General features: G+C 60.0%; 25 protein-coding genes. 16 read left to right on the forward strand and 9 right to left on the reverse strand.

Annotated features, from left to right (window positions below; genetic code table 11):
* Positions 1 to 88: 88 nt before the first annotated feature.
* Positions 89 to 1,690: an ABC transporter substrate-binding protein gene (locus tag ACJ8HH_RS00300; RefSeq protein ID WP_060451932.1), complete on the reverse strand. Its 1,602-nt coding sequence runs from the start codon at positions 1,688 to 1,690 to the stop codon at positions 89 to 91.
* A 128-nt stretch (positions 1,691 to 1,818) separates the two neighbouring features.
* Positions 1,819 to 2,199, reverse strand: a complete 381-nt coding sequence (locus ACJ8HH_RS00305) for a winged helix-turn-helix transcriptional regulator (protein WP_060426660.1) — start codon at positions 2,197 to 2,199, stop codon at positions 1,819 to 1,821.
* Positions 2,200 to 2,283: 84 nt separating this feature from the next.
* On the opposite strand from ACJ8HH_RS00305, the gene ACJ8HH_RS00310 reads away from it, so the two are divergent.
* Entirely contained in the window at positions 2,284 to 3,051 is a 768-nt protein-coding gene (locus ACJ8HH_RS00310) for an NAD(P)H-dependent oxidoreductase (protein ID WP_049213762.1), read from the forward strand.
* Here the strand turns inward: ACJ8HH_RS00310 and ACJ8HH_RS00315 are convergent.
* Entirely contained in the window at positions 3,048 to 3,296 is a 249-nt protein-coding gene (locus ACJ8HH_RS00315) for a hypothetical protein (RefSeq protein WP_019454278.1), read from the reverse strand. The genes ACJ8HH_RS00310 and ACJ8HH_RS00315 overlap by 4 nt on opposite strands.
* Before the next feature lie 193 nt (positions 3,297 to 3,489).
* On the opposite strand from ACJ8HH_RS00315, the gene ACJ8HH_RS00320 reads away from it, so the two are divergent.
* The 3 genes from ACJ8HH_RS00320 to feaR all read left to right on the forward strand — a co-directional run bounded on the left by ACJ8HH_RS00320 (position 3,490) and on the right by feaR (position 5,687).
* The gene (locus tag ACJ8HH_RS00320; RefSeq protein ID WP_041033536.1) at positions 3,490 to 3,894 is read left to right on the forward strand and encodes an Exc2 family lipoprotein; all 405 of its coding nucleotides are present in this window, start codon (positions 3,490 to 3,492) and stop codon (positions 3,892 to 3,894) included.
* A 107-nt stretch (positions 3,895 to 4,001) separates the two neighbouring features.
* Positions 4,002 to 4,643, forward strand: a complete 642-nt coding sequence (locus ACJ8HH_RS00325; RefSeq protein ID WP_049213763.1) for a DsbA family protein — start codon at positions 4,002 to 4,004, stop codon at positions 4,641 to 4,643.
* A gap of 144 nt (positions 4,644 to 4,787) precedes the next feature.
* On the forward strand, positions 4,788 to 5,687 hold the full coding sequence (feaR, locus tag ACJ8HH_RS00330; RefSeq protein WP_049213764.1) for a transcriptional regulator FeaR: 900 nt from the start codon (positions 4,788 to 4,790) through the stop codon (positions 5,685 to 5,687).
* 33 nt (positions 5,688 to 5,720) lie between these two features.
* Here feaR and ACJ8HH_RS00335 read toward each other — a convergent pair whose 3' ends face one another.
* Positions 5,721 to 7,220, reverse strand: coding sequence for an aldehyde dehydrogenase family protein (locus ACJ8HH_RS00335; RefSeq protein ID WP_060451931.1), 1,500 nt, complete (start codon positions 7,218 to 7,220; stop codon positions 5,721 to 5,723).
* Between the two features lie 159 nt (positions 7,221 to 7,379).
* Positions 7,380 to 8,018 carry a leucine efflux protein LeuE gene (leuE, locus tag ACJ8HH_RS00340; RefSeq protein WP_016928933.1) on the reverse strand — a complete coding sequence of 213 codons (639 nt, stop codon included), beginning with the start codon at positions 8,016 to 8,018 and terminating at the stop codon, positions 7,380 to 7,382.
* A 237-nt stretch (positions 8,019 to 8,255) separates the two neighbouring features.
* Here leuE and ada point away from each other — a divergent pair, with 237 nt between their 5' ends.
* Both ada and ACJ8HH_RS00350 read left to right on the forward strand, forming a co-directional pair.
* Positions 8,256 to 9,311 (forward strand): bifunctional DNA-binding transcriptional regulator/O6-methylguanine-DNA methyltransferase Ada, encoded by a 1,056-nt coding sequence (ada, locus tag ACJ8HH_RS00345; RefSeq protein ID WP_060436972.1) that lies wholly within the window; start codon positions 8,256 to 8,258, stop codon positions 9,309 to 9,311.
* Complete coding sequence (locus tag ACJ8HH_RS00350) at positions 9,308 to 10,021, forward strand: 2OG-Fe(II) oxygenase (protein WP_060451930.1); 714 nt, start codon at positions 9,308 to 9,310, stop codon at positions 10,019 to 10,021. Before ada ends, ACJ8HH_RS00350 begins: the two co-directional genes overlap by 4 nt.
* On the opposite strand, the gene tehB is transcribed toward ACJ8HH_RS00350, so the two are convergent.
* The gene (tehB, locus tag ACJ8HH_RS00355; RefSeq protein WP_060426659.1) at positions 10,016 to 10,879 is read right to left on the reverse strand and encodes an SAM-dependent methyltransferase TehB; all 864 of its coding nucleotides are present in this window, start codon (positions 10,877 to 10,879) and stop codon (positions 10,016 to 10,018) included. The two genes, ACJ8HH_RS00350 and tehB, sit on opposite strands and share 6 nt — an antisense overlap.
* Before the next feature lie 177 nt (positions 10,880 to 11,056).
* Between tehB and ACJ8HH_RS00360 the strand changes: the two genes are divergently transcribed.
* Entirely contained in the window at positions 11,057 to 12,160 is a 1,104-nt protein-coding gene (locus ACJ8HH_RS00360; protein WP_049213770.1) for a DUF1615 domain-containing protein, read from the forward strand.
* 53 nt (positions 12,161 to 12,213) lie between these two features.
* Here the strand turns inward: ACJ8HH_RS00360 and ACJ8HH_RS00365 are convergent, their stop codons facing one another.
* The gene (locus ACJ8HH_RS00365; protein WP_060451929.1) at positions 12,214 to 13,893 is read right to left on the reverse strand and encodes an alpha-keto acid decarboxylase family protein; all 1,680 of its coding nucleotides are present in this window, start codon (positions 13,891 to 13,893) and stop codon (positions 12,214 to 12,216) included.
* 675 nt (positions 13,894 to 14,568) lie between these two features.
* On the opposite strand from ACJ8HH_RS00365, the gene ACJ8HH_RS00370 reads away from it, so the two are divergent.
* The 4 genes from ACJ8HH_RS00370 (at position 14,569) to ACJ8HH_RS00385 (ending at position 16,729) form a co-directional block, all read left to right on the forward strand.
* Complete coding sequence (locus tag ACJ8HH_RS00370) at positions 14,569 to 14,997, forward strand: universal stress protein (RefSeq protein WP_060451928.1); 429 nt, start codon at positions 14,569 to 14,571, stop codon at positions 14,995 to 14,997.
* Positions 14,998 to 15,208: 211 nt separating this feature from the next.
* Positions 15,209 to 15,799: a lipid IV(A) palmitoyltransferase PagP gene (gene pagP / locus ACJ8HH_RS00375; protein WP_025301698.1), complete on the forward strand. Its 591-nt coding sequence runs from the start codon at positions 15,209 to 15,211 to the stop codon at positions 15,797 to 15,799.
* Between the two features lie 127 nt (positions 15,800 to 15,926).
* The gene (locus ACJ8HH_RS00380; protein ID WP_033637239.1) at positions 15,927 to 16,415 is read left to right on the forward strand and encodes a DUF2501 domain-containing protein; all 489 of its coding nucleotides are present in this window, start codon (positions 15,927 to 15,929) and stop codon (positions 16,413 to 16,415) included.
* 50 nt (positions 16,416 to 16,465) lie between these two features.
* Positions 16,466 to 16,729, forward strand: coding sequence for a putative hemolysin (locus tag ACJ8HH_RS00385; RefSeq protein WP_004940597.1), 264 nt, complete (start codon positions 16,466 to 16,468; stop codon positions 16,727 to 16,729).
* 29 nt (positions 16,730 to 16,758) lie between these two features.
* On the opposite strand, the gene ACJ8HH_RS00390 is transcribed toward ACJ8HH_RS00385, so the two are convergent.
* Positions 16,759 to 17,376, reverse strand: a complete 618-nt coding sequence (locus ACJ8HH_RS00390; RefSeq protein ID WP_060451927.1) for a hypothetical protein — start codon at positions 17,374 to 17,376, stop codon at positions 16,759 to 16,761.
* A 172-nt stretch (positions 17,377 to 17,548) separates the two neighbouring features.
* On the opposite strand from ACJ8HH_RS00390, the gene ACJ8HH_RS00395 reads away from it, so the two are divergent.
* Together ACJ8HH_RS00395 and ACJ8HH_RS00400 are read left to right on the forward strand one after the other, a co-directional pair.
* Complete coding sequence (locus ACJ8HH_RS00395; protein ID WP_033647381.1) at positions 17,549 to 18,331, forward strand: DeoR/GlpR family DNA-binding transcription regulator; 783 nt, start codon at positions 17,549 to 17,551, stop codon at positions 18,329 to 18,331.
* Between the two features lie 2 nt (positions 18,332 to 18,333).
* Complete coding sequence (locus ACJ8HH_RS00400) at positions 18,334 to 18,717, forward strand: VOC family protein (RefSeq protein WP_060451926.1); 384 nt, start codon at positions 18,334 to 18,336, stop codon at positions 18,715 to 18,717.
* Here the strand turns inward: ACJ8HH_RS00400 and ACJ8HH_RS00405 are convergent, their stop codons facing one another.
* The gene (locus ACJ8HH_RS00405; protein WP_060451925.1) at positions 18,718 to 19,626 is read right to left on the reverse strand and encodes a LysR family transcriptional regulator; all 909 of its coding nucleotides are present in this window, start codon (positions 19,624 to 19,626) and stop codon (positions 18,718 to 18,720) included. It lies immediately after the preceding gene.
* Between the two features lie 125 nt (positions 19,627 to 19,751).
* Between ACJ8HH_RS00405 and ACJ8HH_RS00410 the strand changes: the two genes are divergently transcribed.
* The 3 genes from ACJ8HH_RS00410 (at position 19,752) to ACJ8HH_RS00420 (ending at position 22,860) form a co-directional block, all read left to right on the forward strand.
* A complete protein-coding gene (locus ACJ8HH_RS00410) occupies positions 19,752 to 20,633 on the forward strand; it encodes a pirin family protein (protein WP_033637244.1) in 882 nt (293 codons plus the stop codon).
* A 114-nt stretch (positions 20,634 to 20,747) separates the two neighbouring features.
* Positions 20,748 to 21,374 carry an isochorismate family cysteine hydrolase YcaC gene (ycaC, locus tag ACJ8HH_RS00415; protein WP_004928476.1) on the forward strand — a complete coding sequence of 209 codons (627 nt, stop codon included), beginning with the start codon at positions 20,748 to 20,750 and terminating at the stop codon, positions 21,372 to 21,374.
* Positions 21,375 to 21,684: 310 nt separating this feature from the next.
* Entirely contained in the window at positions 21,685 to 22,860 is a 1,176-nt protein-coding gene (locus ACJ8HH_RS00420) for a type I restriction endonuclease (RefSeq protein WP_033647376.1), read from the forward strand.
* Positions 22,861 to 23,028: the final 168 nt, after the last annotated feature.

Below are 23,028 nucleotides of genomic sequence, written 5' to 3' on the forward strand. Positions count from 1 at the left end.
TGAAGCTAATGGACGATAGATTCAGAGGCTGGCAGCTTAATAAGTAGCGAAGCAAATAGCGCCGCAGCCCTCGCTGCGGCGCCTGAGATCAGTTCAATTTGGCCTTGGCGAAATCGCTGCCGTTCACGTCCACCACATAGCCGCTCAGGTTGCTGCGGGTGGCGTAGAACACTTTGCCGGTGGCCAGCGGCAGCCACGGCGCCTGTTTGGCGAAGATCACCTGTGCCTGTTGATACAGCTTGGCGCGAGCCTGTGGCTGGTTCTCCAGAATCGCCTGCTGGATCAGCCGGTCATAATCCTTATCGCACCAGCGCGCCACGTTGGCGCCGCTCTGCACCCCGGCGCAGCCGAGCAGGGTGGCGAAGTTGTCCGGATCGCCGTTGTCCGACACCCAGCCGTACAGCGCGCTCTGCTGCTCGCCTTTGCGCAGCCCGGCCAGATACTGGCCCCACTCCCAGGTGACGATCTTGGCCTTCACGCCCACCTTCGCCCAGTCGCTCTGGATCATCTCGGCGATGCGCTTCGAGTTCGGGTTGTAAGGGCGCTGTACCGGCATCGACCAGATGTCGGTCTCAAAGCCCTGCTCCAGCCCGGCCTGCTTCAGCAGCTCGCGCGCCTTCTGCGGATCGTAGGCGTACTCCGGCAGTTTATCGTTGTAGCCCAGCATGCCCGGCGGCAGCAGCGAATTGGCCGGCGTGCCGCTGTCTTTGAACACCGCGGCGACGATCGCTTTCTTGTCCACCGCATAGCTCAATGCCTGGCGCACCAGCAGGTTGTCGAACGGTTTTTTCTGGGTGTTGAACGCCAGATAGCCGACGTTCAGCCCGGTGATGTCGTGCAGCTGCAGGTTGCCGTCGGCCTTGATGGCGGCGAACTGTTCCGGCAGCGGCGCGGGGATGATCTGGCATTCGTTGGTTTTCAGCTTGGCCAGCCGGGTTTGCGGATCCGGCGTGATGGAGAAGATCAGGTGCTTACTGGCCACTTCGCCCTGCCAGTAGTGCGGATTGGCGATGTAGCGGATCAGCGAATCCTGTTTGTACTGCTGCAGCGCGAACGGCCCGGTGCCGATCGGCCAGTTGTCGACGTATTCCGGCGTGCCCTTTTTCAGCATTGCGTCGGCGTATTCGGCGGACAGGATCGAGGCGAAATCCATCGCCCAGTCGGCGACGAAGGCGGCGTTGGGCTGGCTAAGCGTGAAGCGCACGTGATGCTCGTCCACCGCCTCCACCTTGGCGATCAGCTTGTCCAGGCCCATGTCGGTGAAGTATTCATAGTTGCCGCCGGAGACCTTGTGATACGGGTTAGCCGGATCCTTCTGCCTCATCACGGTGAACACCACGTCTTCGGCGTTGAAGTCGCGCGTTGGGGTGAAGTATTTGTTGCTGTTGAATTTCACGCCCTGGCGCAGGGTAAAGGTGTAGGTCTTGCCGTCCGGGCTGACGCTCCACTCGGTGGCCAGCGAAGGGGCGGGGGTTTTATCGCTTTCGCGCAGCGTCACCAAGCGGTTGTACAGCACCTGCGAGGTGGCGATAAAGGTCGGCCCGGAGCTGGAGAGCTGCGGGTTGAACGATTCCGGCGAGGCGACAGTGCAGTACACCAGCGCATCGGAAGCGGCCAGCGCGCCGCCCGCCGACAGCAGGCCGGCACTTGCCAGCGCCAGCGCGGCGATAGGGTGTTTTAAAAACGTCAAGGCAAGATCCTCAGGTGGAATGGGCCGTTACCGGCGAATTGATTTAACTATAGATAACGGATGGCGAGACGGGGAACAAGCGTCTCATCTGCGCATTCTGTGCGCCCCGCGTTGCCAGGCAAACCGCTTTAATCGGCCGCGCGCTTGCGGTCTGCATCATAGCGCTCGCGGGCGGCGTCCAGCTCGGGGAAATGGTATTCCGCCCATCGGTCGAGCGCCGTCAGCGTCTCGACCAGCGAGCAGGCGACGGCGCTGAGCCGGTATTCCACATGTGCCTGATTCTTTTCACTTAAATCCAGCCGTTCGAGCAGCCCGTTGCGTTCCAACTGGCGCAGCGTTTGCGTCAGCACCTTCTGCGAAATGCCGTCGATGCGGCGCAGCAGCTCGCCGTTGCGCATCGGCCGCTGTGCCAGCACGGGCAGGATCAGCATCACCCACTTGCCGGAAATCAGCGCCAGCGCATCGCGCGCGGAGCATTTACTCGAATAGACGTCGCCGGGATAGGCCATGGGGGGTTACCTTCAGGTGCGTAATTGCCAAGGGGGCGATAAAGCCACAGCATAGCAGCACCACCTTACAACGGGAGACACAGGATGAACGTGCTGATTGTGCTGGCTCACCCCGAGCCGCATTCTTTCAATGCCCATTTGGCCGAACAGGCGCGGCAGGCTTATCTGGCGCAAGGGCATCAGGTGAAGACGGTCGATCTGTATCAGGAGGAGTTTGATCCGCGCGAGGGTGCCGGTCATTACCCCAGCAGAAAGCAGGCGGACAGGTTCGATGCGATGCAGGAGCAGCGCCATCACTGGACGACTCAGGCGCTGCCGGCGGAGATCCGGCGGCATATCGAGCTGCTGCGCTGGGCGGACACGCTGGTGCTGCAGTTCCCTTTCTGGTGGTTCGGCGCGCCGGCCATCCTCAAGGGCTGGATGGATCGGGTGTTCGTTTACGGCGGGATCTACGACAGTCGCCACCGCCATGAAAACGGCGTGATGCGCGGCAAACGGGCGCTGCTGACCGTCACCGCCGGCGCCTCTGCTCAGGCCTGCGCACCGAACGGGCGCGACGGCGATATGCGGCTGATGCTGTGGCCGATCATGCATGCGCTGCACTATATCGGCTTTAGCGTGCTGGAGCCGTTCCTGGTTTATGGCGTGCGCGGCGGGTTGACGGGCGAGGCGCTGCAGGTGCAGAACGCCGCTTTGGCGCAGGTGACGCAGGCGTATCGGGCTGGCTTAGGCGATCTTGCCGCCTGGCCGGCGGTGTGGTTCAACCGCAATGAAGATTTTGACGCCGATCTGGCGCTGAAGCCCGGTGCGCCGGTCTATAGCCCGTTCGTGCGCCACCGCGATCCGGTTTAGAAACCGGCCTTCAGCAGTTCCTCGCGCAGGTCGTCGATAATCGCCGGTTCGATGTCGGGGAACTGCTGCTGAATATCGGCGATGGCTTCGGCCACGCTCGGGCCGGCAAAGGTGCCGGAGAAGGGCAGCAGCGGCAGATTGGCGTCGCTGTCCGGCAGCTCGCCGCGGATAGTGCCGGTGATCATGCCCGCTTTTTTTTCCGCCGTGAGGTCGTACTCCCCCACGTTTTTGTCGATCGGTTTCATTGGCCGCCTCGCTGTCGGTGAGTGTTTACCCTGTTCGGTTAAAGCATAGTGTTTCAGGCAATGAATACCAATCAATGTATATAATATTAATATAAAACAATGTGATGCGTATTTTGTTGTTTGACGTTTACCGGGGGCCGGCGCTATGCTCTTGGCGCTAAAGGAACCTTCCTCACTGACAGGGACAGACGACATGAAAAGACTGAAAAGCGCGGCGCTGTTGTTGCCGCTGTTGGCGCTCAGCGCCTGCACCCACCACCTCAGCAGCGCGGAGCGGCATGCCAAGCACTACGTTTATCAAACGCGCGACGACTTCGACCCGCAATTCCGCACCGATGTGAACGGCAGCATTAAAAACGCCGTGCCGATGTTCGAACAGTTCTACCAGCAGGGGAAAAAGGATCGCGCGGCAGGCGTGGCGCGCAGCGAGGCGCAGCAAAAGGCCGATTATCTGGCCAGCCCGGAATTCCAGCAGAACATGGAACACAAAACCATTTTCATCAATCGCGCCTACAGCGGCTCCGACAATCCTAAACGCCGTCAGGTGCTGTCGCAGGAAGCGGTGGGCGCCTACTGGGACGGTTACGAAGGCCGCTGACTGAATCCCACATAAACAGAAGGTAATAAAAACTGGCCTTCTGCCGGTTATTTGATTATAAAAACCGCCGCTAAGGACGATGTTCATAATCGAAACCAGGAGTGTTTATGTTGGCAAACGTTAAGCGTTCGTTCGCTGCCGCCGTCGTATTGATGTTGGCGCTGCCCGCGGTTCAGGCCGCGGATTACCGTGCGGGCGAGCAATACACCCGGCTGGATAAGCCGGTAGCCGCCGCGCCTGCGGTGGTGGAGTTCTTCTCCTTCTACTGCGGCCCTTGCTATCAGTTCGCCGAGACCTACCGCGTAGGCAGCACCGTGGCGCAGGCGCTGCCCGCCGGTGAGAAAGTCACCAAGTATCACGTCAGCCTGATGGGCAAACTGGGCAATGAGCTGACCGAAGCCTGGGCGGTGGCGACGGTACTGGGCGTAGAAGACAAGATTGAAGGGGCGATGTTCGACGCGGTGCAGAAACAGCGCGCCGTCAATAGCGCCGAAGATATTAAGCGGGTGTTCACGGCGGCCGGCATCGATGCCGCAACCTATGAAAACGCGCGCCACAGCCTGCTGGTCAAAGGGTTGATCGCCAAGCAGAACGAAGCGGTAAAGGCGTTCGAGGTGCGCGGCACCCCGTCGTTCTACGTAGCCGGCAAATACAAGATAGACAATGCCGGCATGGCCAGCACCAGCGTTGAAGGCTACGCCAAAGAGTACGCGGCGGTGGTGCGGCATCTGTTGGATACGCAGCCTTAAGGCGATTCCTCCTCCGGCGCCCGATGAGATGATCTGTGATCGCGGCGCCAAATCCCCGGCTCGCCATTGATTGTGTGTTAACGGATTGTTATGGTGGTTTTCTGTTCAACGGCGCAGCACCGCTGCTGTTTGAAGGGAGAGATCATGACGGCATTGGCAACGCTCCGGGACGTCGGCTTCGAAGAGTGGCTGGGGAAAATCAACACCGCCTGCGGCAGATTCTGCGCAAAAACGCTGGGGCCGGGCTTCAGCGGGGCGATGCAGGAATTCCGCGCCCATGCGCTGCGCCTGAGCGTGGTCGACGTGTCTCAGGCCCGGCTGTACCGCACGCCGCGCGAGATCGCCCGCAGCGACGGCGCGCACTTTTTTACCGTCTTCCAGCTGCGCGGCAGCGCGTTGATGGAGCAGGGCGAGAGCCAGACGGTGCTCTCTCCCGGCGACATCACGCTGATCGACGCCTCACGGCCCAGCAGCTTCACCTTCCAGCGCGATTCACGCCAAATCTCCCTGTTGTTGCCGCGCGGCTGCCTGCCGCTGCCGCCGCCTTGCGCCCAGCGTCTCGGAGCAGAGCTCAGCGCGGTGCGCCTCAGCCGCCAACTGGTGCTGAGCAGCATGCAGGATCTTCAACTCGCCGCGGCGGAAAGCAAGGCGGTGCTGAATGCGCTGGCGGCGCTGCTGCGCCCGGCGCTGGCGCTCGAACAGGCGCGCCCGGAGGGGCAACAGCCGGTTTTCGACAAGGCGCTGGCGTTGATCGACAGGCATATTCAGTCGCCGCAGCTGCGCCCGGAATGGGTGGCGGCCGAGTTGGGGGTGTCACTGCGCAGCCTGTATCGGCTGTTCGCCCGTCAGGGGCTGGTGGTGGCGCAGTACATCAGGAACCGCCGGCTGGATCTGTGCGCGCAGGCGCTGCGCAGCGCCGCCGGGCAGGAGAAGCTGGCCGGAGTCGGCCTCGACTGGGGTTTTGCCGATCACAGCCATTTCTCGACCGCTTTCAAGCAGCGTTTCGGCATGTCGCCGAGCGAGTACCGTCGGCAGTATCAGTAAGTCAGGGCGCGGGCCAGGCCCGCGCCGCTTCACTCAATAGCGGATGCAGACCGATTTCGACTCGGTGTAAGCGTCCAGCCAATCCGGGCCGAAATCACGGCCGCTGCCCGACTGTTTGAACCCGCCGAACGGCATGTTCGGGTCGATCAGCGTATGGGTGTTGACCCACACGGTGCCGGCCTGAATGCGCGGCGTCAGCGCCATCGCCTGCTGCAGGCTGGTGGTCCACAGGCTGGCAGTCAGCCCGAAGTCGGTGTCGTTGGCCTTGCTCAGTGCCTCCTCGGCGCTGGCCACCCGAATCAGGTTGACCACCGGGCCGAACACTTCTTCACGCGTCAGGTTCAGCCTGTCGTCCGGGTTGATCACCAGCGTCGGCGGAATGTAGAAGCCGTTGGCATCCGGCCCGGCCGCGCCGCCGATAAGCTCGGCGTTTTTCGCCCGGGCGTCGTCCAGGTAGGCCGCCACCTTGTCGCGGTGCGCGAGCGACACCAGCGGGTTGATTTGCGCGCCGGTATCCATCCCCGGCCCGACCGACAGCGATTTCACCGCCTGTTCGAAACCTGCCACCAGCTGGTCATAAATCGGCGCTTCGATATAAATCCGCGAGCTGGCGGCGCACACCTGCCCCTGATTGAGGAAGCTGCCGAGCATCAGGCCTTCGATCACCTGCTGCGGATCGGCATCTTTCAGCACGATGGCCGGGTTTTTGCCGCCCAGCTCCAGCGTCACGCGGGTCAGGCGATCCGCCGCCGCGCGCGCGATGCTTTTGCCCACCGGCGTGGAGCCGGTAAAGCTGACTTTGGCGATCAGCGGATGTTCGGTCAGCACCTTGCCGCACACGGTGCCGCGGCCGGTGACCACGTTGAACACGCCCGGCGGCACGCCGGCTTCGCTCGCCAGTTCGGCGATGCGCAGCAGGGTGAGCGGGGTGGTTTCCGACGGCTTGATGACGATGGAGCAGCCCGCCGCCAGCGCCGGCATCACTTTCCACATGCCGATCATCAGCGGGAAGTTCCAGGGCACGATGCCGGCGACCACGCCGATCGGCTCTTTACGGGTATAAACCTGATATTTAGCGCCCGGCGGCATCGGAATGGAGACGTCCAGCGTCTGGCCGGTGATTTTGGTCGCTAGCCCGGCGGTGTAGCGCATCCAGTTCAGGGTGCTGCCGACTTCGAAAGCGCGGGCGATGTTGATGGATTTGCCCTGCTCCAGGGTTTCCAGCTGCGCCAGCTCCTCGGCGTGCTGTTCCACCAGATCGGCGAAGCGCAGCAGGATGCGTTCGCGCTCTACCGGCAGACGCTGCGCCCAGACGCCTTCGCTGAAGGCTTTGTGGGCGGACTGCACCGCCAGCGCGACGTCGTGTTCGTTGGCATCGGCGGTGGTGGCGATCTGCTGCCCATTGGCGGGGTTATACACCGCCAGGCGGCCTTCCGCGGCGGACGCGCGCCACTGGCCGTCGATATACAGCCCATGCTGACGATCGAGAAAACGCGACACGCTATCCAGCACGGCTACGGTATTGTCAGACATACATCCTCCGATCAGGCTCATCAGGTTATCGTTAACCCTGCAAGTCTAGATCAGCGGAAAAGCGGCGGCTTTGGTCTGCCTGACATTCGGTTTGCCCTGCGTGTCATTTTGCCGTGACGGAAGGGTAAACCGCGGCCGGCGGGCGCCGGCCGGGAGGGATCACGAGCTCAGGGTCGCCAGACGGGTAGCGAAGCCGAGGAATAGCAGGCCGATGAGGCCGTTGCCGAGCTTCGCCAGGCCTTTCTTGTGATTGAAGAAATGCGCCAGCATCGCGCCGGAGAAGATCAGCGTGCTCATGTAGATAAAGCTGACGGCTTCGAGGATCAGCGCCAAAATGGTGAACGACAGTCCGGTGTGCGCGTAGTTGAAGTCGATGAACTGCACGAAGAACGACACGTAAAACAAGATAGCTTTCGGGTTGGTCAGGCTCAGCGTCAGCGATTTGCGCAGAATGCTGTGGCCGCCTTCAATCTGCTGCTGTTGCGCCTGCGCCTTCTGCACGAAGGTGGCGTAGAGGATTTTTGCGCCGAGGAACAGCAGGTAAATCGCGCCGAGAAAACGCACCAGGGTGAACAGGAACGGCGTGGTGCGGATCAGCGAAGCCACGCCGATATAGGCGCAGAAGATCAGGATCGCATCGCCGATGAACACGCCGAGCGCCGCGGTGTAGCCGGCGCGCACGCCGCGCGATACGCCGGTTTTCAGTACGTACAGCGTATTCGGCCCCGGCAGAATGATAATGAAGACCACCCCGGCCAAATAGGTCCATAAATTCAGGACGCCAAAACTCTCTAACACAATAACCTCTCCATGCGCGCAACTAACAGGCAAAAACACTGGCCACGCCCGTGACCGGCCGCGATCCTAACGCTGTGCAACCGGGTTGGCAACGTAATAAACTTCATATTGTTGGTTAAAAATTGTCGAAACATTGTTGAAAACGTCGGCGCCGAATTAAAAAGCAAGAGCCGACGTGTTTCGCCAACGGCCCGTCACTATGCTGGTTAACATCGAAACCGCAGTGAGGAACGGATGATGAAAAACGTAATCGACAGCGCCGACCCGCGCTGGCTGGCGATCGTCAGCCGCGATAAACACGCCGACGGCCGCTTTATCTATGCGGTGAAAACCACCGGCGTGTATTGCTCGCCTTCTTGCCCGTCACGCCAGCCGAACCGGCAAAACGTGGAGCTGTTCGAGGACGCCGAGCAGGCGGAGGCGGCCGGTTATCGGCCCTGCAAACGCTGCCGCCAGGGGCTGACGCCGTTGACGGAGCAGCATGCGCGGCAGATAGCCGAGGCCTGCCGCTATATCGAACGGGCGGAGAAAGCGCCGTCGCTGCAGACGCTGGCGCGCCACGTCGGGTTGAGCCAATACCATTTCCACCGGCTGTTCAAAGCGATCACCGGCCTGACGCCGAAAGGCTATGCTGACGCGCAGCGCAGCCAACGGCTGCGCACCGGTCTGACGCAGCAGGAGACGGTGACCGACGCGATTTTCGACGCCGGCTATGGCGCCAACGGCCGCTTCTACCGGCAAGCCAACGCCGCGCTGGGCATGACGCCGAAGGCTTACCGGGCGGGCGGCAAAGGCATGCGCATCCATTTCGCCGTTGGGCGCTGTTCGCTGGGCGAGATCCTGGCGGCGCAGAGCGAGGTGGGCATCTGCGCCATTCTGCTGGGGGACGATGCGCAGCGGTTGGTGCAGGATCTGCAGGACAAGTTCCCTAATGCCGAGCTGATCGGCGGCGACGCGCAGTATGAAGCGCTGATGGCGCAGGTGGTGGGGCTGATTGAAGCGCCGGAGAACGGGCTGGCGCTGCCGCTGGATATTCGCGGCACCGCGTTTCAACAGCGGGTTTGGCAGGCGCTGCGGGCGATACCGGTCGGCGAAACCGTCAGCTATGCCGATATCGCCCGGCGCATCGGCGCGCCCAAAGCGGTGCGCGCGGTGGCCGGCGCCTGCGCCGCCAACGTGCTGGCGGTGGCGATCCCCTGTCACCGGGTGGTGCGCAACGACGGCGCCTTGTCCGGCTATCGCTGGGGCGTCGAGCGCAAGAAAGCCTTGCTGGAAAAAGAGGCGCAGCGATGAGCCGCTCGCTGGCGGCGCGGCTGGCCGAATTGGACTGGGCGGCAATTGAACGCGAACTCGATGCGCAGGGCTGCGCGCGGTTGCCTGGCGTGCTCAGCCAAGACCTGTGCCGCGAGCTGGCGGCGCTCTACCCGCACGATGCGCATTTTCGCAGCCGTGTCGTGATGGCGCAGCACGGTTTTGGCCGCGGCGAGTACCGCTATTTCGCCTATCCGCTGCCGCTGCCGGTGGCCGAGGCGCGCAGCCTGATGTATGCGCGGCTGGCGCCGGTGGCCAACCGCTGGAATACCTTATTGGGCCTGGCGGCGCGCTATCCCGCCGAACACGAAGCCTACCTGGCCGAATGCCACCGGGCCGGCCAACGGCGGCCGACGCCGCTGCTGTTGCGTTACGAAGCGGGGGATTACAACTGCCTGCATCAGGATCTGTACGGCGAGCGGGTGTTTCCGCTGCAAGTGGCGTTTTTGCTCTCCGCACCCGAACGGGACTTCACCGGCGGCGAATTCGTGTTGACCGAACAGCGGCCGCGGATGCAGAGCCGGCCGGAGGTGGTGCCACTGCAGCAGGGCGACGCGGTGGTGTTCGCCGTGCATCATCGCCCGGTGGCGGGGGCTAAAGGCTATTATCGGGTCAATCTGCGCCACGGCGTCAGCCGGGTACGTTCCGGCCAACGCCACACGCTGGGGGTGATCTTTCACGACGCGCTATAGCTTGCGCGCCAGCAGGGTGGCGAAGCGCAGCGAGATACGGTTGCCGGCGGCGTCGGTCTTGTGCAACTGGCCGACGTCCTCGTTGTATTTGAGGATCTCCCAGTCGCGATAATAATGCTGCAGTTCACCCGGGCTAAAAGTGAACGGGAACGGCAGCGGGCAGGGATAATCCTCGCTATCCATCGCCGCCACGATCAGGTTATGGCCGCCGCGAACGGTGCTGTCCTGCATGTTTTGCACGATATGCGGAATTTGCTGGCGTTCGAGAAACATCATCACCACGGTGGACAGGATGAAGTCGTATTCGCCGCTGAAGCGGTGGGTATTGAGATCCTGCACCCCGGCGCTCAGGCGGGTCAGCTGCTCGGCGTCGATGATCTGATTGAGGCGGTCTATCGACGGCGCGTGCTTGTCCCAGGCGGTGACGTCGAAACCCTTCAGATTGAGATAGAGCGAATTGCGGCCGCCGCCGCAGCCCAGATCCAGCGCCTTGCCCGGCGCGATGCGCGCCGCCGCCTCGATCACTTCGGAGTGGGTGCGCGTCAGTTCGTATTTCTTGTGGTAGTAATCTTCCGCCGTGCAGTAAAACGCCAGCCGGCAGGTCATGTCGTCCGAGAAGGAAACGATGCGATGCCACTGCTGCGGTGCGATAAACGGCGGCTGGCTTTCGGGGCTGAACTGCCAGGTCTCGGTGGTGGCGCCGTCCTCGGTCATCATGGCGAACGTCAGGCTGCCGCTCAGTACGGTGAGCTTCGCCCAGGTGCCGCTCTGGGTGTTGTGGCGCTGGCGGAAGGCCTCCGGCAGCGTGTCGCTGTTCCATTCCGGCAGGGTTTTATAGCAAAGCAGCTGCTGCTCCATAAGGGGCTCCTCTGGCTGGGCAAGCAAAGTGATTTATATGATGTATATAAAATACATCTTTATCGAGCGTTTGAACATAGCGGCCTGACGGAAAGGCGTGGCATATCTTTATACTGGATTGTGCGCGGCGGCTGGGCTAATTTCAGTGCTGTTCATGTCATCACGTTCAGGGAAAAGATGCCGATACCTCGTTTATTCCACCCGATATCCTTCCGTTGGCTGAGCCTGGCCGCGCTGCTGGCGCTGGCGGGCTGTACCAGCAAAACCACCACCACGGCGCCGACGGCGCGCCCCGCCGATGTCAAAGCCCGGCTGCTGACGCTGATCCCGGCCAACGCCGGCGATCGTCAGGGCTGGGCCACCGATATTACCGCCGCCTTCGCCGCGCAGGGCATCGAGCCGAGCGATGAGAACCTGTGTTCGGTGCTGGCGGTGACCGAACAGGAGTCGACGTTCCGGGCTAACCCGCAGGTGCCGGGGCTGCCGAAGATCGCCTGGAAGGAGATCGACCGCCGCGCCGATCAGATGCACATCCCGAACTTTTTGGTACACACCGCGTTGAAGATTTCGTCGTCGAACGGGCAGAGCTACAGCGAGCGGCTGGATAAGGTGCGCACCGAGAAGGATCTGAGCGATATCTTCGATGACATGATCGACCGCGTGCCGATGGGGCAGAAGCTGTTCGGCCATTTAAACCCGGTACATACCGGCGGCCCGATGCAGGTGAGCATCGCCTTCGCCGAGGCGCACGCCAAAGGGTACCCTTATCCGATCGACGGCTCGATTCGCCGCGAAGTCTTCAGCCGGCGCGGCGGCATGTACTTCGGCATTATGCATTTGCTGGGATATCCGGCCGATTACAGCCGGCCGATTTATCGCTTTGCCGACTTCAACGCCGGCTGGTACGCCAGCCGCAACGCGGCGTTCCAAAACGCGGTCAGCCGGGCGAGCGCCATTCCGCTGGCGCTGGACGGCGATCTTATCGACTTCGGCAGCGACAAGCCCGGCTCGACCGAGCTGGCGGTGCGCACGCTCGGCAAGCGCCTGAACATGAGCGACAGCGCCATTCGCCGGGCGCTGGAGAAAGGCGAGACGGCCGACTTTGCCGACACCGATCTGTATAAGAAGGTCTTTGCGCTGGCGGGCGGCAAGCTGCCGCGCGAGATGCTACCGGGCATCCAGCTGGAAAGCCCGAAAATCACCCGCAAGCTGACCACCGCCTGGTTCGCCAAACGGGTGGATGAACGCCGCCAGCGCTGCATGGCGCGCGCCGGCGGGTAACCCAAAAGAAAACGCCGCCGGTGGCCTGAAACCATCGGCGGCGCGATCGCGCATCAGGCGCTGCGGCGCGGGTTGGTCAGGCCGAAGTTAAAGCTGTTGCAGCGGTTGCAGAACTCTTTCATCACCGGCGGCGTGTCCATCATCGGCACTTTCACCTCGATAAACGCCAGCCGATCCTGCCGCGAGGCGTGTTCCAGGGCCATTTCCAGCTGTTGCGTGGTTTCCACCGCCACGCTGAACGGCTGCGCCTGGGTATTCAATACCGCCGGCAGTTTGGCGTAGTCCCACGGGCCGATGTCGTTGTAGGACGAGTTTTCGCCGAGGATATACCGCTCGATGGTGTAACCGTCGTTGTTGATCAGGAAGATGATCGGCTTTTGCTCGCAGCGCAGCAGGGTAGACACTTCCTGCGCGGTGAGCTGGAAGGAGCCGTCGCCGATGAACAGCAGGTGACGGCGCTCAGGGGCTGCCATCAGGGTGCCGAGCAGCGCCGGCAGGGTATAACCGATCGAGCCCCAGATCGGTTGGTTGACCACCTTGACGCCGCCCGGCATGCGCATGCCGCCGATGGCGGCGCCAGAGGTGCCGTTTTCCACCACCACCACGTCATCCGCCCGGATAAATCGCTGGATCCGTTGCCACAGATAGGCCTGGTCGATGGGGGCGTCGCTCGGCGTCGCCAGCTTTTCACGCGGATCGGGCAGCGGCGCCAGGCGCTGTACCGGCGCGTCTTCGCTCAGATCCAGCAGCGCCTGCAGCAGATCCGCCGTCGCCACCGCTGGATAGGAGGTGTTGTCCAGCTTCAGCGAGAACGGCTGGATATCCACCTGAGCGGCGGCGGGAATTTGCTGCGAGAAATAGCCGGTGGTGGAGTCCACCAGACGCACGCCGAAGCTCAGCACGCAGTCCGAGTGCGCCATGCGTTCATACAGTTCGGGGCGCGACAGGTTGCCGCTGTAGCCGCCCATCCAACCGGCGGTATCTTCCGGAATGATGCATTTGGCGGTCGGCATATTGGTCAGCGGAATGGCAAAGCGGTGAGCGACCTCGATCACCAACCGCTGCAGCTGATAGCGATCCACCATTTGGTCGACCAACATGATCGGGCGCTGCGCGCGTTTTATTTTGGTTAACAGCGCCATCGCCGCTAATTGCACATTGTATTTATCGCTGGCCGGCAACTGCGGCGCCTCTGTGGCTGCGGTGATTTCAATTTCGACGTCGCAAATATCGGAAGGCAGCTGTAAATACACCGGTTTCTTCTCTATCCAGGCGCGGGAAATAACGCGCGGAATTTCCTGCGCGGCATTTTCCGGCGTAATCAAGGCTTGAGCAACGGTGAATTGTTTAAAACAGTTCATGACGTTGTCGAAATTGCCGTCGCCCAGAGTATGGTGCAATAGCTGATGATTCTTCATCGCGTGCAGCGGCGGCGTGCCGGCGATGCAGACCACCGGCGAGGATTCGGCATAGGCTCCGGCGATGCCGGACAGCGCGGCCAGATCGCCGACGCCGTAGGTGACGATCAGCGCGCCGGCGCCCTTCATTCGGGCATAGCCGTCGGCGGCGTAGGCGGCGTTCAATTCATTACAGTTGCCGATAAACGCCAGCCGGTCGTCGCTTTCCAGCAGCTCCAGCAGGCTGAGGTTATAGTCGCCGGGCACGCCGTAAATACGATCGACGTTCAGGGCGTGAAGCTGTTGCAGAATGAATGACCCGATAGTTATTTTCATTGATTGCTCCGGATTATTTATCTTTATTTTGTCAGGCGAAAATCAGCAAAAATAAATTGCTGGCGATGTTGTGTCGTTAGCATTAACAGTTATTTAAAGCGTCGACTTGTTCAAGAGACGGTGGGCAGGCGGTAAATAGACGGTTTGTATTCGGCGCTTTACGCGACTGGGAAATACATAAAAAGTAGGGTTATCGTGTATTGGGAGGAGGCGGTATTTTTCATTGGCGGTATATCGACAGCAAAGCGGCGGCGCATTGGCATTTATCATGATGCAGGGGGAGTTTACCGGTACTTTTGATGCCGCGTTAAATCCTGCCTGGCGGTACCCGGCAGTTAGCCTGGAAAAGAAAAGCCGAAGCTGACGTGAAGGGGGATTTTGGTGATCCGCCGCACGCTTATTTCATGAAACCATTGTGCAACTATTAAAAAACAAAAAATTAACAACAATCGGTTTTTGTTCGCCCATTTTCGTCAGCTTTGCTTTACGGGGGCTGCAGTGCGCGCCACGTCGGGCCGGCGTTAAAATACGCCGTTGCGGGCGCTAATATAACGTGGTGGCCATCACATTCCGTGGGAAGTGATACGTAAACTTTTCTCCACGTGCGCGAAGATGGCGTATACCTACCAAAGAGGGTAGTGCCCCAGTGGCACTGACCGACGGGGGGAAAGAGCGATGAAAAGCTATCGGCATATTCTGGTAATGATTCACGATGAGCGCGATGGGCTGCCGTTGCTGCGTCAAACGGTGGCGATGGTGCGCGGGCTGCCGATCGCCATCACCGTCGGCCACCTTAACGCCGACTATGCGGAGCTGGAGTACGGCAGCGATGCGCTGGTCAAAGATCGCCAGGCGCAGGAGGTGATCGCCGCCAAGGCGATGCTGAGCCGGTTGGTGAGCGCCGTCGATGCGCCGGTTGCGGTCAAGGAAATTGTCACCATCCGGCGCTTTAAGGACGTCAACGATTTCATTCATCAGGCCGGCATCGATCTGGTGGTGGTCGGGCACCAAAACCGCCTGTTCGGCCTCTATTCCTCATATTCTCTGGAATTTGTGAACCGTCTCGATGTCGATGTGTTGGTCAAGCATCTTGCCCGCGAGTAGCGTGCGACAAAGCGGACTTTTCCCACGGTTTTGCCGCCTTAAAGGCGATAGCATGCGGATAGACAGAGGTACGGTTTGTTATGAATTATTGGGCATTTTCCGGCGCTAAACTTAACCAAAGCACAACGGGCGTTGGATAAATTAGATACAGCTTGATCTTGCCTGGGCTATCGGTAAAAATCTGCGGCCGTATTTTTACAGGAGCTTTACGATGTTTCTCAAACGGACTCTTTTGGCATGTTCTCTGGCGTTGATATTTCCTGCACTGCCTTCTTACGCTGAGGTTGGTACAGAAAGTGGCAATACCGCGCAGGCTGAAAAACCGGGTCTATGGCAGCGTTTTACCGATAACGTGGCGGAGACCTGGAACAACTCGCCTAACCACGATCTCTATATCCCGGCCATTACCTGGCACAACCGTTGGACTTATGATGATGAACATATCGATAAGTACAACGAACGCCCGTGGGGCGCCGGTTACGGCATCTCCCGCTACGACAGCGACGGTGACTGGCACGGCATCTACATCATGGCGTTCAAGGACTCCTTCAACAAGTGGGAGCCGATCGGCGGCTACGCCTACGAGAAGATCTGGCGCCCGCTGGATGACAAGGATTTCCGCCTGGGGCTGGGCTTTACCGCCAGCGTCACCGCGCGTGACAACTGGAAATACATTCCCATCCCGGCGCCGCTGCCGCTGGCTTCTATCGGCTATCAGCGGCTGACGTTCCAGGCGACCTACATTCCCGGCACCTATAACAACGGCAACGTGTTCTTCGCCTGGCTGCGCTGGCAGTTCTAAACTTCCTGAATTCCGAAAAACGGCGCAGCGGCGAGATTAAAGGAACTTGTCGCCGCCGGCGGCGTCGGAAAGGGTATCCCGGCGCGCTGCGCCGATTGCATGCCGTTATTACAGGAGTTTCACCACTATGATCACCAAACATCGTTTACTGCTGGCTTTGGCGCTGTCCGCTACCCTGGCCAGCGGCGCCAGCCAGGCCGCCGGGCTGATGGATTCCCTCAGCAGCGCGGCGGGCGAACTGAGCAAGTCGGGCGGCGACAGCAGCGGCGGCATGTCGCTCTCCTCGTTGACCGGCCTGCTGAACGGTGGCGACAAGGCGTTGAGCTCCAGCAGCATGACCAATGCCGCCGGCATCCTGCAGTACTGCGTGAAAAACAACGTGCTGTCGGCTAACGGCGCCGAAGGGGTGAAAGATCAACTGCTCAGCAAGCTGGGCATCACCAGCACCGAAAACGCCAAGAGCCAGGATTATCAGCAGGGCCTGGGCGGCTTGCTGCAGACCGGCGAAGGCAAGAGCCTGGATCTGAACAGCCTGGGCACCTCGCAGATCACCGAGAAGGTGAAGCAAAAAGCCTGCGATCTGGTGCTGAAACAGGGCAAATCCTTTATTTCATGATAAGCGAACGGCGGAGTGCTCCGCCGTTCTTTTTTGTATAAGCTGGAAAAATGAAAAAAACGTTGATGCTTTCCCTGCTGGCAGGGATGACGATGTTGCAGGGGTGTTCCGTGAAATCCAACGATGCGCCACCGCCGCCGCAGGTGAAACCGATCGGCATGGCGAACCCGGCCGACGTGTACTGCACCCAAATCGGCGGCAAGCTGAACGCCAAAGAGAATGCGGCAGGCCAGTATTCCACCTGCACCTTGCCGAGTGGGCAGGAAATTGAAAGCTGGGAGCTGTTCCGCCGCGATCATCCGGTGAAAAAGTAACCCTATGCGGCGCCGGTTCCGGCGCCCGATCAGAATTGGCGATCGCCTATCGACTGCAGTTGCAGGCTGCCGTCCTTTTGTAGCGTCAGCGGCATGCGCCAATCGCGCTGTTTATCCAGGTTGAACGGCCGGGAGCGGAACATGCAGCCGGTCTTGATGTTCTTGATTTTCATCACGTGTTCCGCGTCCGCATTGATTTTCACCTCGAAGCTGCCGGCGGGCGGAATAAAGACTTCCGCCAGCTGCTGCGGCGCCGTCGGCGTTTCCAGCTTGACCAGCACCGCAAAATCGTTGCCCTGATTATCCAGCGTCAGCCGATGTAGACCGGCCGTGGGCAGCCGCGTCGGCTGATGCAGATAACCCGCTGAGGCGGGCCACGGCTGCCCGGCATTGTCATGCAGCGGCCCGCCGCACTGTTCACGCGCCTCGCGCAGCGGCATTTCGCGCTTTATTGCGCGGTTGTAATCGGCGGGGGCGGTGAGGCTGAACTCGTCGTCATATTGGTGGGCGCGCAGATAGCGCTTGGCGCCGAGCACCCCAACGGCGACCAGCATGAAGAACAAAAATATCCTCAGGCGATTTTTGAAAATCAGCCCGAACAGCTTCCCGGGGAGTTGAAACAGCCACCTTGCGATCGTCAATAACATCGTTTTCCCTTAGCGCCCAAGCCGTTACGTCTGCGGTAACTTCGCTTGCCTCAGTATAGCCAACATCCCGCAGGCGAAAATCCTGCCCGGCGATTTTTCTTTCGCTCACGGTTGTACGTTTGTGTTTGTTTATGTACATTTGTGATCACTTTAGCGTCACCGGATTGACACGATGTCCAAACTGCTACCGAATGAGCGCCACCAGGCCATTCTCGACACGCTTCGCCAACAGGGGCGGGTGCTGGCGCTGGAGATGGCGCAGCGGCTGAATACCACCGAAGCCACCATCCGCCGCGATCTGCGCCAGCTGGCGGCGCAGAATCTGTGCAAACGCATCTATGGCGGCGCGCTGGCGCCGACGCCGGCCGAGGGGCCCGTTGCGGCGCGCATGGCGCTCAGCGGCGATGAGAAGCTGGCGCTGGCGCAGACCGCGCTGGGGTTGATCGGTGAAGAGCAGCTGATCTTCCTCGACGCCGGCAGCACCCACCTGTATCTGGCGGATCTGTTGCCGCGCGATCGGCGTTTGACGGTGGTGACCAATGCGTTGAGCATCGCCGGCAAAATGCTGGAACGGCCGGGGCTCCGCACCATTCTGATCGGCGGCGAGCTGGATGCGCAGGTCGGCGGCTGCGTGGACGCCAAGGCGGCGGAAGAGATAGACGGTTTCCATTTCGATCTGGTGTTCACCGGCATCTGCGCCTACGACCCGGACGGCGGCTTTTCCGCGCTGAGCTACCAGGATGCCACGTTCAAAAAGCGGCTGCTGACGCGCGCCGGCAGCGTGGCGGTGCTGTGTACCCGCGACAAGCTCAATACCTACGCCCCTTACCCCTTCCTGCCCGCCGGGCGGGTGGATCATCTGGTGACGGCGCGCGGCGCGCACCCGCAGCTCGAGCTGCAGGTGGCGCAGGGCGGTGGCCAGGTTTGGCACAGCGATTTACCGACCGGAGAATGATGATGAAAATAGCCCATGTCGCCCTGTGGACCCGCGACATCGACGCGCAGCTGGCGTTCTGGCAGCGCTATTTCAACGCTGAGGCGGGCGAGGAGTATGTCAGCCGCAACCGGCCGGGGTTTGTTTCCCGCTTCGTCAGCCTGGCGGCCGGGCCGACGCTGGAGATCATGCGCGTGCCGACGCTGTTGCCGGCGCAGGCCCAGGAAGAGCGGGTGGGCTGGGCGCACATCGCGCTGTCGCTGGGGGATGAGGGGCAGGTCGATCGGTTGGCGAAGCGCGCGCAGCAGGAGGGTATCCTGCTGTCCGCGCCGCGCTGGACCGGCGATGGCTTCTACGAGGCCGTCATCCGCGATCCGGACGGCAACGCGATTGAAATCACCGCCTGATCACTCCTCTTCGATGCTGGTGAACTGCTCGCCCAGATAATCGAGCAGCAGCCTTACCGCCGGCAGCAGCCCGCGGCGCGACGGGTAAACCGCATGCACCACGCCGCCCTGCGGCTGCCAGCCGGGCAGGAGCTGGACCAGTTCGCCGCGCAGCATGTCGTCGCGCATCATCATCGCCGGCAGCTGAACGATGCCGGCGCCGGCGATGGCGGCGGTGCGCAGCATCAGCATGTCGTCGGTGACCAGCCGCGGCGTGTGTTCCCACTCCACCCGTTCACCCTGCGGGCCGGTCAGCCGCCATTGGTGCTGAGCGCGCGCGGGGCCGAGATCGAGCGTCGGGTATTTACGCAGGTCTTCCGGCGCGTGCGCCGGCCCGAGGGTACGCACCAGCGCCGGGCTGGCGGCGACGCACCAGGTGCGCTGCGCCAGGATCTTCAGCACCAGATCGCTGTCTTCCAGCGGCGGCGGCCGCACGCGGATCGCCAGATCCAACCCTTCCCCCACCACGTCCACCCGGCGGTTGGTCGCTTCCAGATGCACCGCCACCTTCGGATAGTCGGCCATAAAGGCCGCCACCATGCTGCCGACGCGGGTGTGCAGGATCGCCACCGGGCAGGACATGCGCACCGTGCCGCAGGGCTCGGCGCGCGTCTGTTCGATCGCCTGCTGCGCCGCTTCCGCTTCCACCAGCATCGCCTTGCAGTGCGCGTAATAGTTTTGGCCGACCTCGGTCACCGAGAAACGCCGCGTCGAGCGCTGGATCAGGCGCACGCCCAGCCGCTCTTCCAGCAGCGCCACGCGGCGGCTGAGCTTGGATTTGGGAATGCCCAACGCCCGGCCGGCGGGGGCGAATCCCTGGTGATCGACCACGCTGGCGAAGAAAAACAGATCGTTCAGATCGGTCAGCATCCTATCCCTTATCGTTCTACCAGTAGAACGCTGAGTGTACATCTTGCCTACTACTGCAGCAAACCCCGACGGATTAAACTTCCGACATCAACTTAAGGCCGTGAGGCCTGAAACGGGAGTTCAAGATGAAAAAAATCCTCGGTATTCACAACAGCCCGGAAGCACATTGGGTCGGTAACGGTTTCCTGGTGAATTCGCTGTTCTCTTATAACGATTTGGGGGCGGAAATGAGCCCGTTCCTGCTGCTTGATCACGCGGCGCCAACCAAATTCCGCTCTGCCTCCGGCACCCGCGGCGTGGGTCAGCATCCGCATCGCGGTTTTGAAACGGTGACCATCGTCTATCAAGGCGAAGTGGAACACCGCGACTCGACCGGCAGCGGCGGGGTGATTGGCCCCGGCGACGTCCAGTGGATGACCGCCGCCTCCGGCATTCTGCACGAAGAGTTCCATTCGCGGGAGTTCTCGCGCAAGGGCGGCACCATGGAAATGGTGCAGCTGTGGGTCAACCTGCCGGCCAAGGACAAAATGGCCGAGCCGGGTTACCAGACGCTGCTGAACGCCGATATTCCGGTGGTTCCGCTGGCGGACGGCGCAGGGCAGGTGCGGGTGATCGCCGGGGACTTTGGCGGCCACGCTGGCCCGGCACGCACTTTCAGCCCGCTCAACGTGTGGGATATGAAGCTGAATGCCGGCCACACCACCACGCTGACGGTGAAAGAAGGCCATACGCTGGCGTTGGTGATGCTGCACGGTGCGATCCTGGTCAACGGCGAAGAGGTGGTGCGCGAAACCCAAATGGTGCGTTTCGACCGGGCGGGGGATTCGATCACGATTGAAGCCAACAACGACGTCGCGCTGCTGGTGCTGAGCGGCGAACCGATCGATGAGCCTATCGTCGGCTACGGCCCGTTCGTCATGAACAGCGACGCGGAAATCCAGCAGGCGTTCCGCGATTTCAACAGCGGCAAGTTCGGCAGCATGAACGCCGAAGCAAGCGCCGGCTGACCTTGGCGCCTGGGGCGGGACGTGTTCCCCGGCTCAGGCGCTACACTTAAACCTCAACGCCCCGCCCTGGCGGGGCGTTTCATCCGCAACATCAACCCCCACAGGAGTAAAACCATGACTGCAAATTACAAGCGCCTCGACAAGGACCAGGCCGCCGTATTGCTGGTGGATCATCAGGCAGGGCTGCTTTCGCTGGTGCGCGATATCGATCCCGATCGGTTTAAAAACAACGTGCTGGCGCTGGGTGATTTAGCGAAGTACTTCAATCTGCCGACCATTCTCACCACCAGTTTCGAAAACGGCCCCAACGGCCCGCTGGTGCCGGAACTGAAAGCCCAATTCCCCGATGCTCCCTTCATTCCTCGCCCTGGCCAAATCAACGCCTGGGATAATGACGACTTCGTCAAGGCGGTAAAAGCCACCGGCCGTAAACAGCTGATCATCGCCGGCGTAGTGACCGAAGTGTGCGTGGCATTCCCGGCGCTGTCGGCGCTCAATGAAGGCTTTGAGGTCTTTGTGGTGACCGACGCCTCCGGCACCTTCAATGAGCTGACGCGTCAGTCGGCCTGGAGCCGCATGGAAGCCGCCGGCGCGCAGCTGATGACCTGGTTCGGCGTCGCCTGCGAACTGCACCGCGACTGGCGCAACGACATCGAAGGCCTGGGCACGCTGTTCTCCAACCATATCCCGGACTACCGCAATCTGATGACCAGCTATAACACGCTGACGAACGGTAAGTAACGCGCGCGATAGATGGGCAGTATTCCCTGCCCATCATTTGTCGCTGGATTCTGTATAAGTACCAATAATGGTTCACTCGCTATAAATTCCCATCTGTTAATACTTATCTCTTTTTTATTGTGATCGGCTGTAGGTCTTCGTGTTCCTATTTTGATTAAGGCTATTTGTTCTGCTATATAACTAATAATTAATGCTAATTCTATTAAATATTGACGGAGTTCTATTTAAGAACACCGCTTTGTTGCAAGAAAAGCACTTTTGAACGTGTGATTTAAGACTACAGCGATTTAACACAGCAGAGGGATGGTTGATGAATGCATTCAGAGATAAGCTTAAGGCCCATGTTCTTCATGTGGCCTCTGTTGGCCAGCATTGCAATACTGAGGAAACGACTAAGCAGGCATTAATTTTGCCGTTATTAGAAACCTTAGGCTTTCATCCGTATGACCCCACTAAGGTGAAGGCAGAGTATGGTGCTGATTTTCCAGGTGTTAAAGTGGGTGAGCGCGTTGATTACGCCCTTTTTTGCCATGCGGTTCCCGTCATGTTCATCGAGGCGAAGTCTTTCAATCAAAATCTGTCAAACCATAGTCCCCAGCTATCTCGCTATTTTAATGCGACACCAGAGGTCACTGTTTCTGCAATAACTAATGGAAAAGAATGGCGATTTTTCACCGATCTGAAAGATAAGAACATCATGGATGATTCGCCATTCCTGAAAATAGATTTTAATAATCTAAACGATTCTGATATTGATCAGCTTTATAGATTTAGACACGACCAATTTCAGCCTGAAGCGCTGCGAACGTTAGCTGAAGAAAGTATCTATCTGACTTCATTTACAAAAACTATCAGCGCCAGCCTTCGAGACGTTGATTCAGATTTTGTTCGTTATGTGGCAAGTCGCTCTAACGTTCAGCGTCAGCTAAACCAACGTTTTTTGGACACAATAACGCCATTGGTTCGTTTGGCTGTTGAAAAAGCAGTGAGTGCGATGGTCGTTTCTGGTCTGTCAGTGACGTCGGAAAGTGTTGTAACGTCTGAGTCACCAGATGAAGGTGAAACGCAAAACAGACCCGACCCGCTCGCCCCGATCGTTGACCCCGAGAATAGTAAAATAGTGACGACCTTTGCAGAAAGGTGCCTGTTTGACAATGTGGCGATGATCTTGGGCACTGAGGCAGAGCTGGTTGCGAAAGATACCGAAAGCTATTACAGCATCCTCTTTCAAGGGAAGACGACGCGTTGGATTCTGCGTTATTTCGACAATAAGCAACGCCCAACCATTTTGCTTCCGCTTGAGATAGACGATGCCAGGCAGGCTGAGATAACTCGCGCCGGCCTGGAGTTGGCAGCAGGGGGGCATATCATTATCGACCGCCCGGAAAATATTTTGCGGCTAACGGGGTTGATCGTTGATTCTTACCAATATTGTATTAATGACGAAAACTTTAGGCAGAAGAGAAAAGATAAGCAGGAAAGCTAGCCTGTATCCCCATTAAGTGGTTGATTGCAAAATTAAAGCCTTCCACACAGGGTTGTATGCGCCGTGTGGAAGGATAGAAAAATCGGAGTGCTTCCAAATCTTCTATTTTCATTAAGTTAGACGCGGGATGTAAGCAAAACGTAGCGGGGCGAAAAGGTAGCGAAAAGC

This window comes from Serratia sp. CY32780 (assembly GCF_052169135.1).
Taxonomy (GTDB): Bacteria; Pseudomonadota; Gammaproteobacteria; order Enterobacterales; family Enterobacteriaceae; genus Serratia; species Serratia sarumanii.

Coding starts and splice junctions, on each gene's coding strand:
- ACJ8HH_RS00305 (WP_060426660.1), bottom strand. CDS start 2,199: ATGGCCTATCCCGGCGACGTCTATTCGAGTAAATGCTCCGCGCGCGAT.
- ACJ8HH_RS00310 (WP_049213762.1), top strand. CDS start 2,284: ATGAACGTGCTGATTGTGCTGGCTCACCCCGAGCCGCATTCTTTCAAT.
- ACJ8HH_RS00315 (WP_019454278.1), bottom strand. CDS start 3,296: ATGAAACCGATCGACAAAAACGTGGGGGAGTACGACCTCACGGCGGAA.
- ACJ8HH_RS00320 (WP_041033536.1), top strand. CDS start 3,490: ATGAAAAGACTGAAAAGCGCGGCGCTGTTGTTGCCGCTGTTGGCGCTC.
- ACJ8HH_RS00325 (WP_049213763.1), top strand. CDS start 4,002: ATGTTGGCAAACGTTAAGCGTTCGTTCGCTGCCGCCGTCGTATTGATG.
- feaR (WP_049213764.1), top strand. CDS start 4,788: ATGACGGCATTGGCAACGCTCCGGGACGTCGGCTTCGAAGAGTGGCTG.
- ACJ8HH_RS00335 (WP_060451931.1), bottom strand. CDS start 7,220: ATGTCTGACAATACCGTAGCCGTGCTGGATAGCGTGTCGCGTTTTCTC.
- ada (WP_060436972.1), top strand. CDS start 8,256: ATGAAAAACGTAATCGACAGCGCCGACCCGCGCTGGCTGGCGATCGTC.
- ACJ8HH_RS00350 (WP_060451930.1), top strand. CDS start 9,308: ATGAGCCGCTCGCTGGCGGCGCGGCTGGCCGAATTGGACTGGGCGGCA.
- tehB (WP_060426659.1), bottom strand. CDS start 10,879: ATGGAGCAGCAGCTGCTTTGCTATAAAACCCTGCCGGAATGGAACAGC.
- ACJ8HH_RS00360 (WP_049213770.1), top strand. CDS start 11,057: ATGCCGATACCTCGTTTATTCCACCCGATATCCTTCCGTTGGCTGAGC.
- ACJ8HH_RS00365 (WP_060451929.1), bottom strand. CDS start 13,893: ATGAAAATAACTATCGGGTCATTCATTCTGCAACAGCTTCACGCCCTG.
- ACJ8HH_RS00370 (WP_060451928.1), top strand. CDS start 14,569: ATGAAAAGCTATCGGCATATTCTGGTAATGATTCACGATGAGCGCGAT.
- pagP (WP_025301698.1), top strand. CDS start 15,209: ATGTTTCTCAAACGGACTCTTTTGGCATGTTCTCTGGCGTTGATATTT.
- ACJ8HH_RS00380 (WP_033637239.1), top strand. CDS start 15,927: ATGATCACCAAACATCGTTTACTGCTGGCTTTGGCGCTGTCCGCTACC.
- ACJ8HH_RS00385 (WP_004940597.1), top strand. CDS start 16,466: ATGAAAAAAACGTTGATGCTTTCCCTGCTGGCAGGGATGACGATGTTG.
- ACJ8HH_RS00390 (WP_060451927.1), bottom strand. CDS start 17,376: ATGTTATTGACGATCGCAAGGTGGCTGTTTCAACTCCCCGGGAAGCTG.
- ACJ8HH_RS00395 (WP_033647381.1), top strand. CDS start 17,549: ATGTCCAAACTGCTACCGAATGAGCGCCACCAGGCCATTCTCGACACG.
- ACJ8HH_RS00400 (WP_060451926.1), top strand. CDS start 18,334: ATGAAAATAGCCCATGTCGCCCTGTGGACCCGCGACATCGACGCGCAG.
- ACJ8HH_RS00405 (WP_060451925.1), bottom strand. CDS start 19,626: ATGCTGACCGATCTGAACGATCTGTTTTTCTTCGCCAGCGTGGTCGAT.
- ACJ8HH_RS00410 (WP_033637244.1), top strand. CDS start 19,752: ATGAAAAAAATCCTCGGTATTCACAACAGCCCGGAAGCACATTGGGTC.
- ycaC (WP_004928476.1), top strand. CDS start 20,748: ATGACTGCAAATTACAAGCGCCTCGACAAGGACCAGGCCGCCGTATTG.
- ACJ8HH_RS00420 (WP_033647376.1), top strand. CDS start 21,685: ATGAATGCATTCAGAGATAAGCTTAAGGCCCATGTTCTTCATGTGGCC.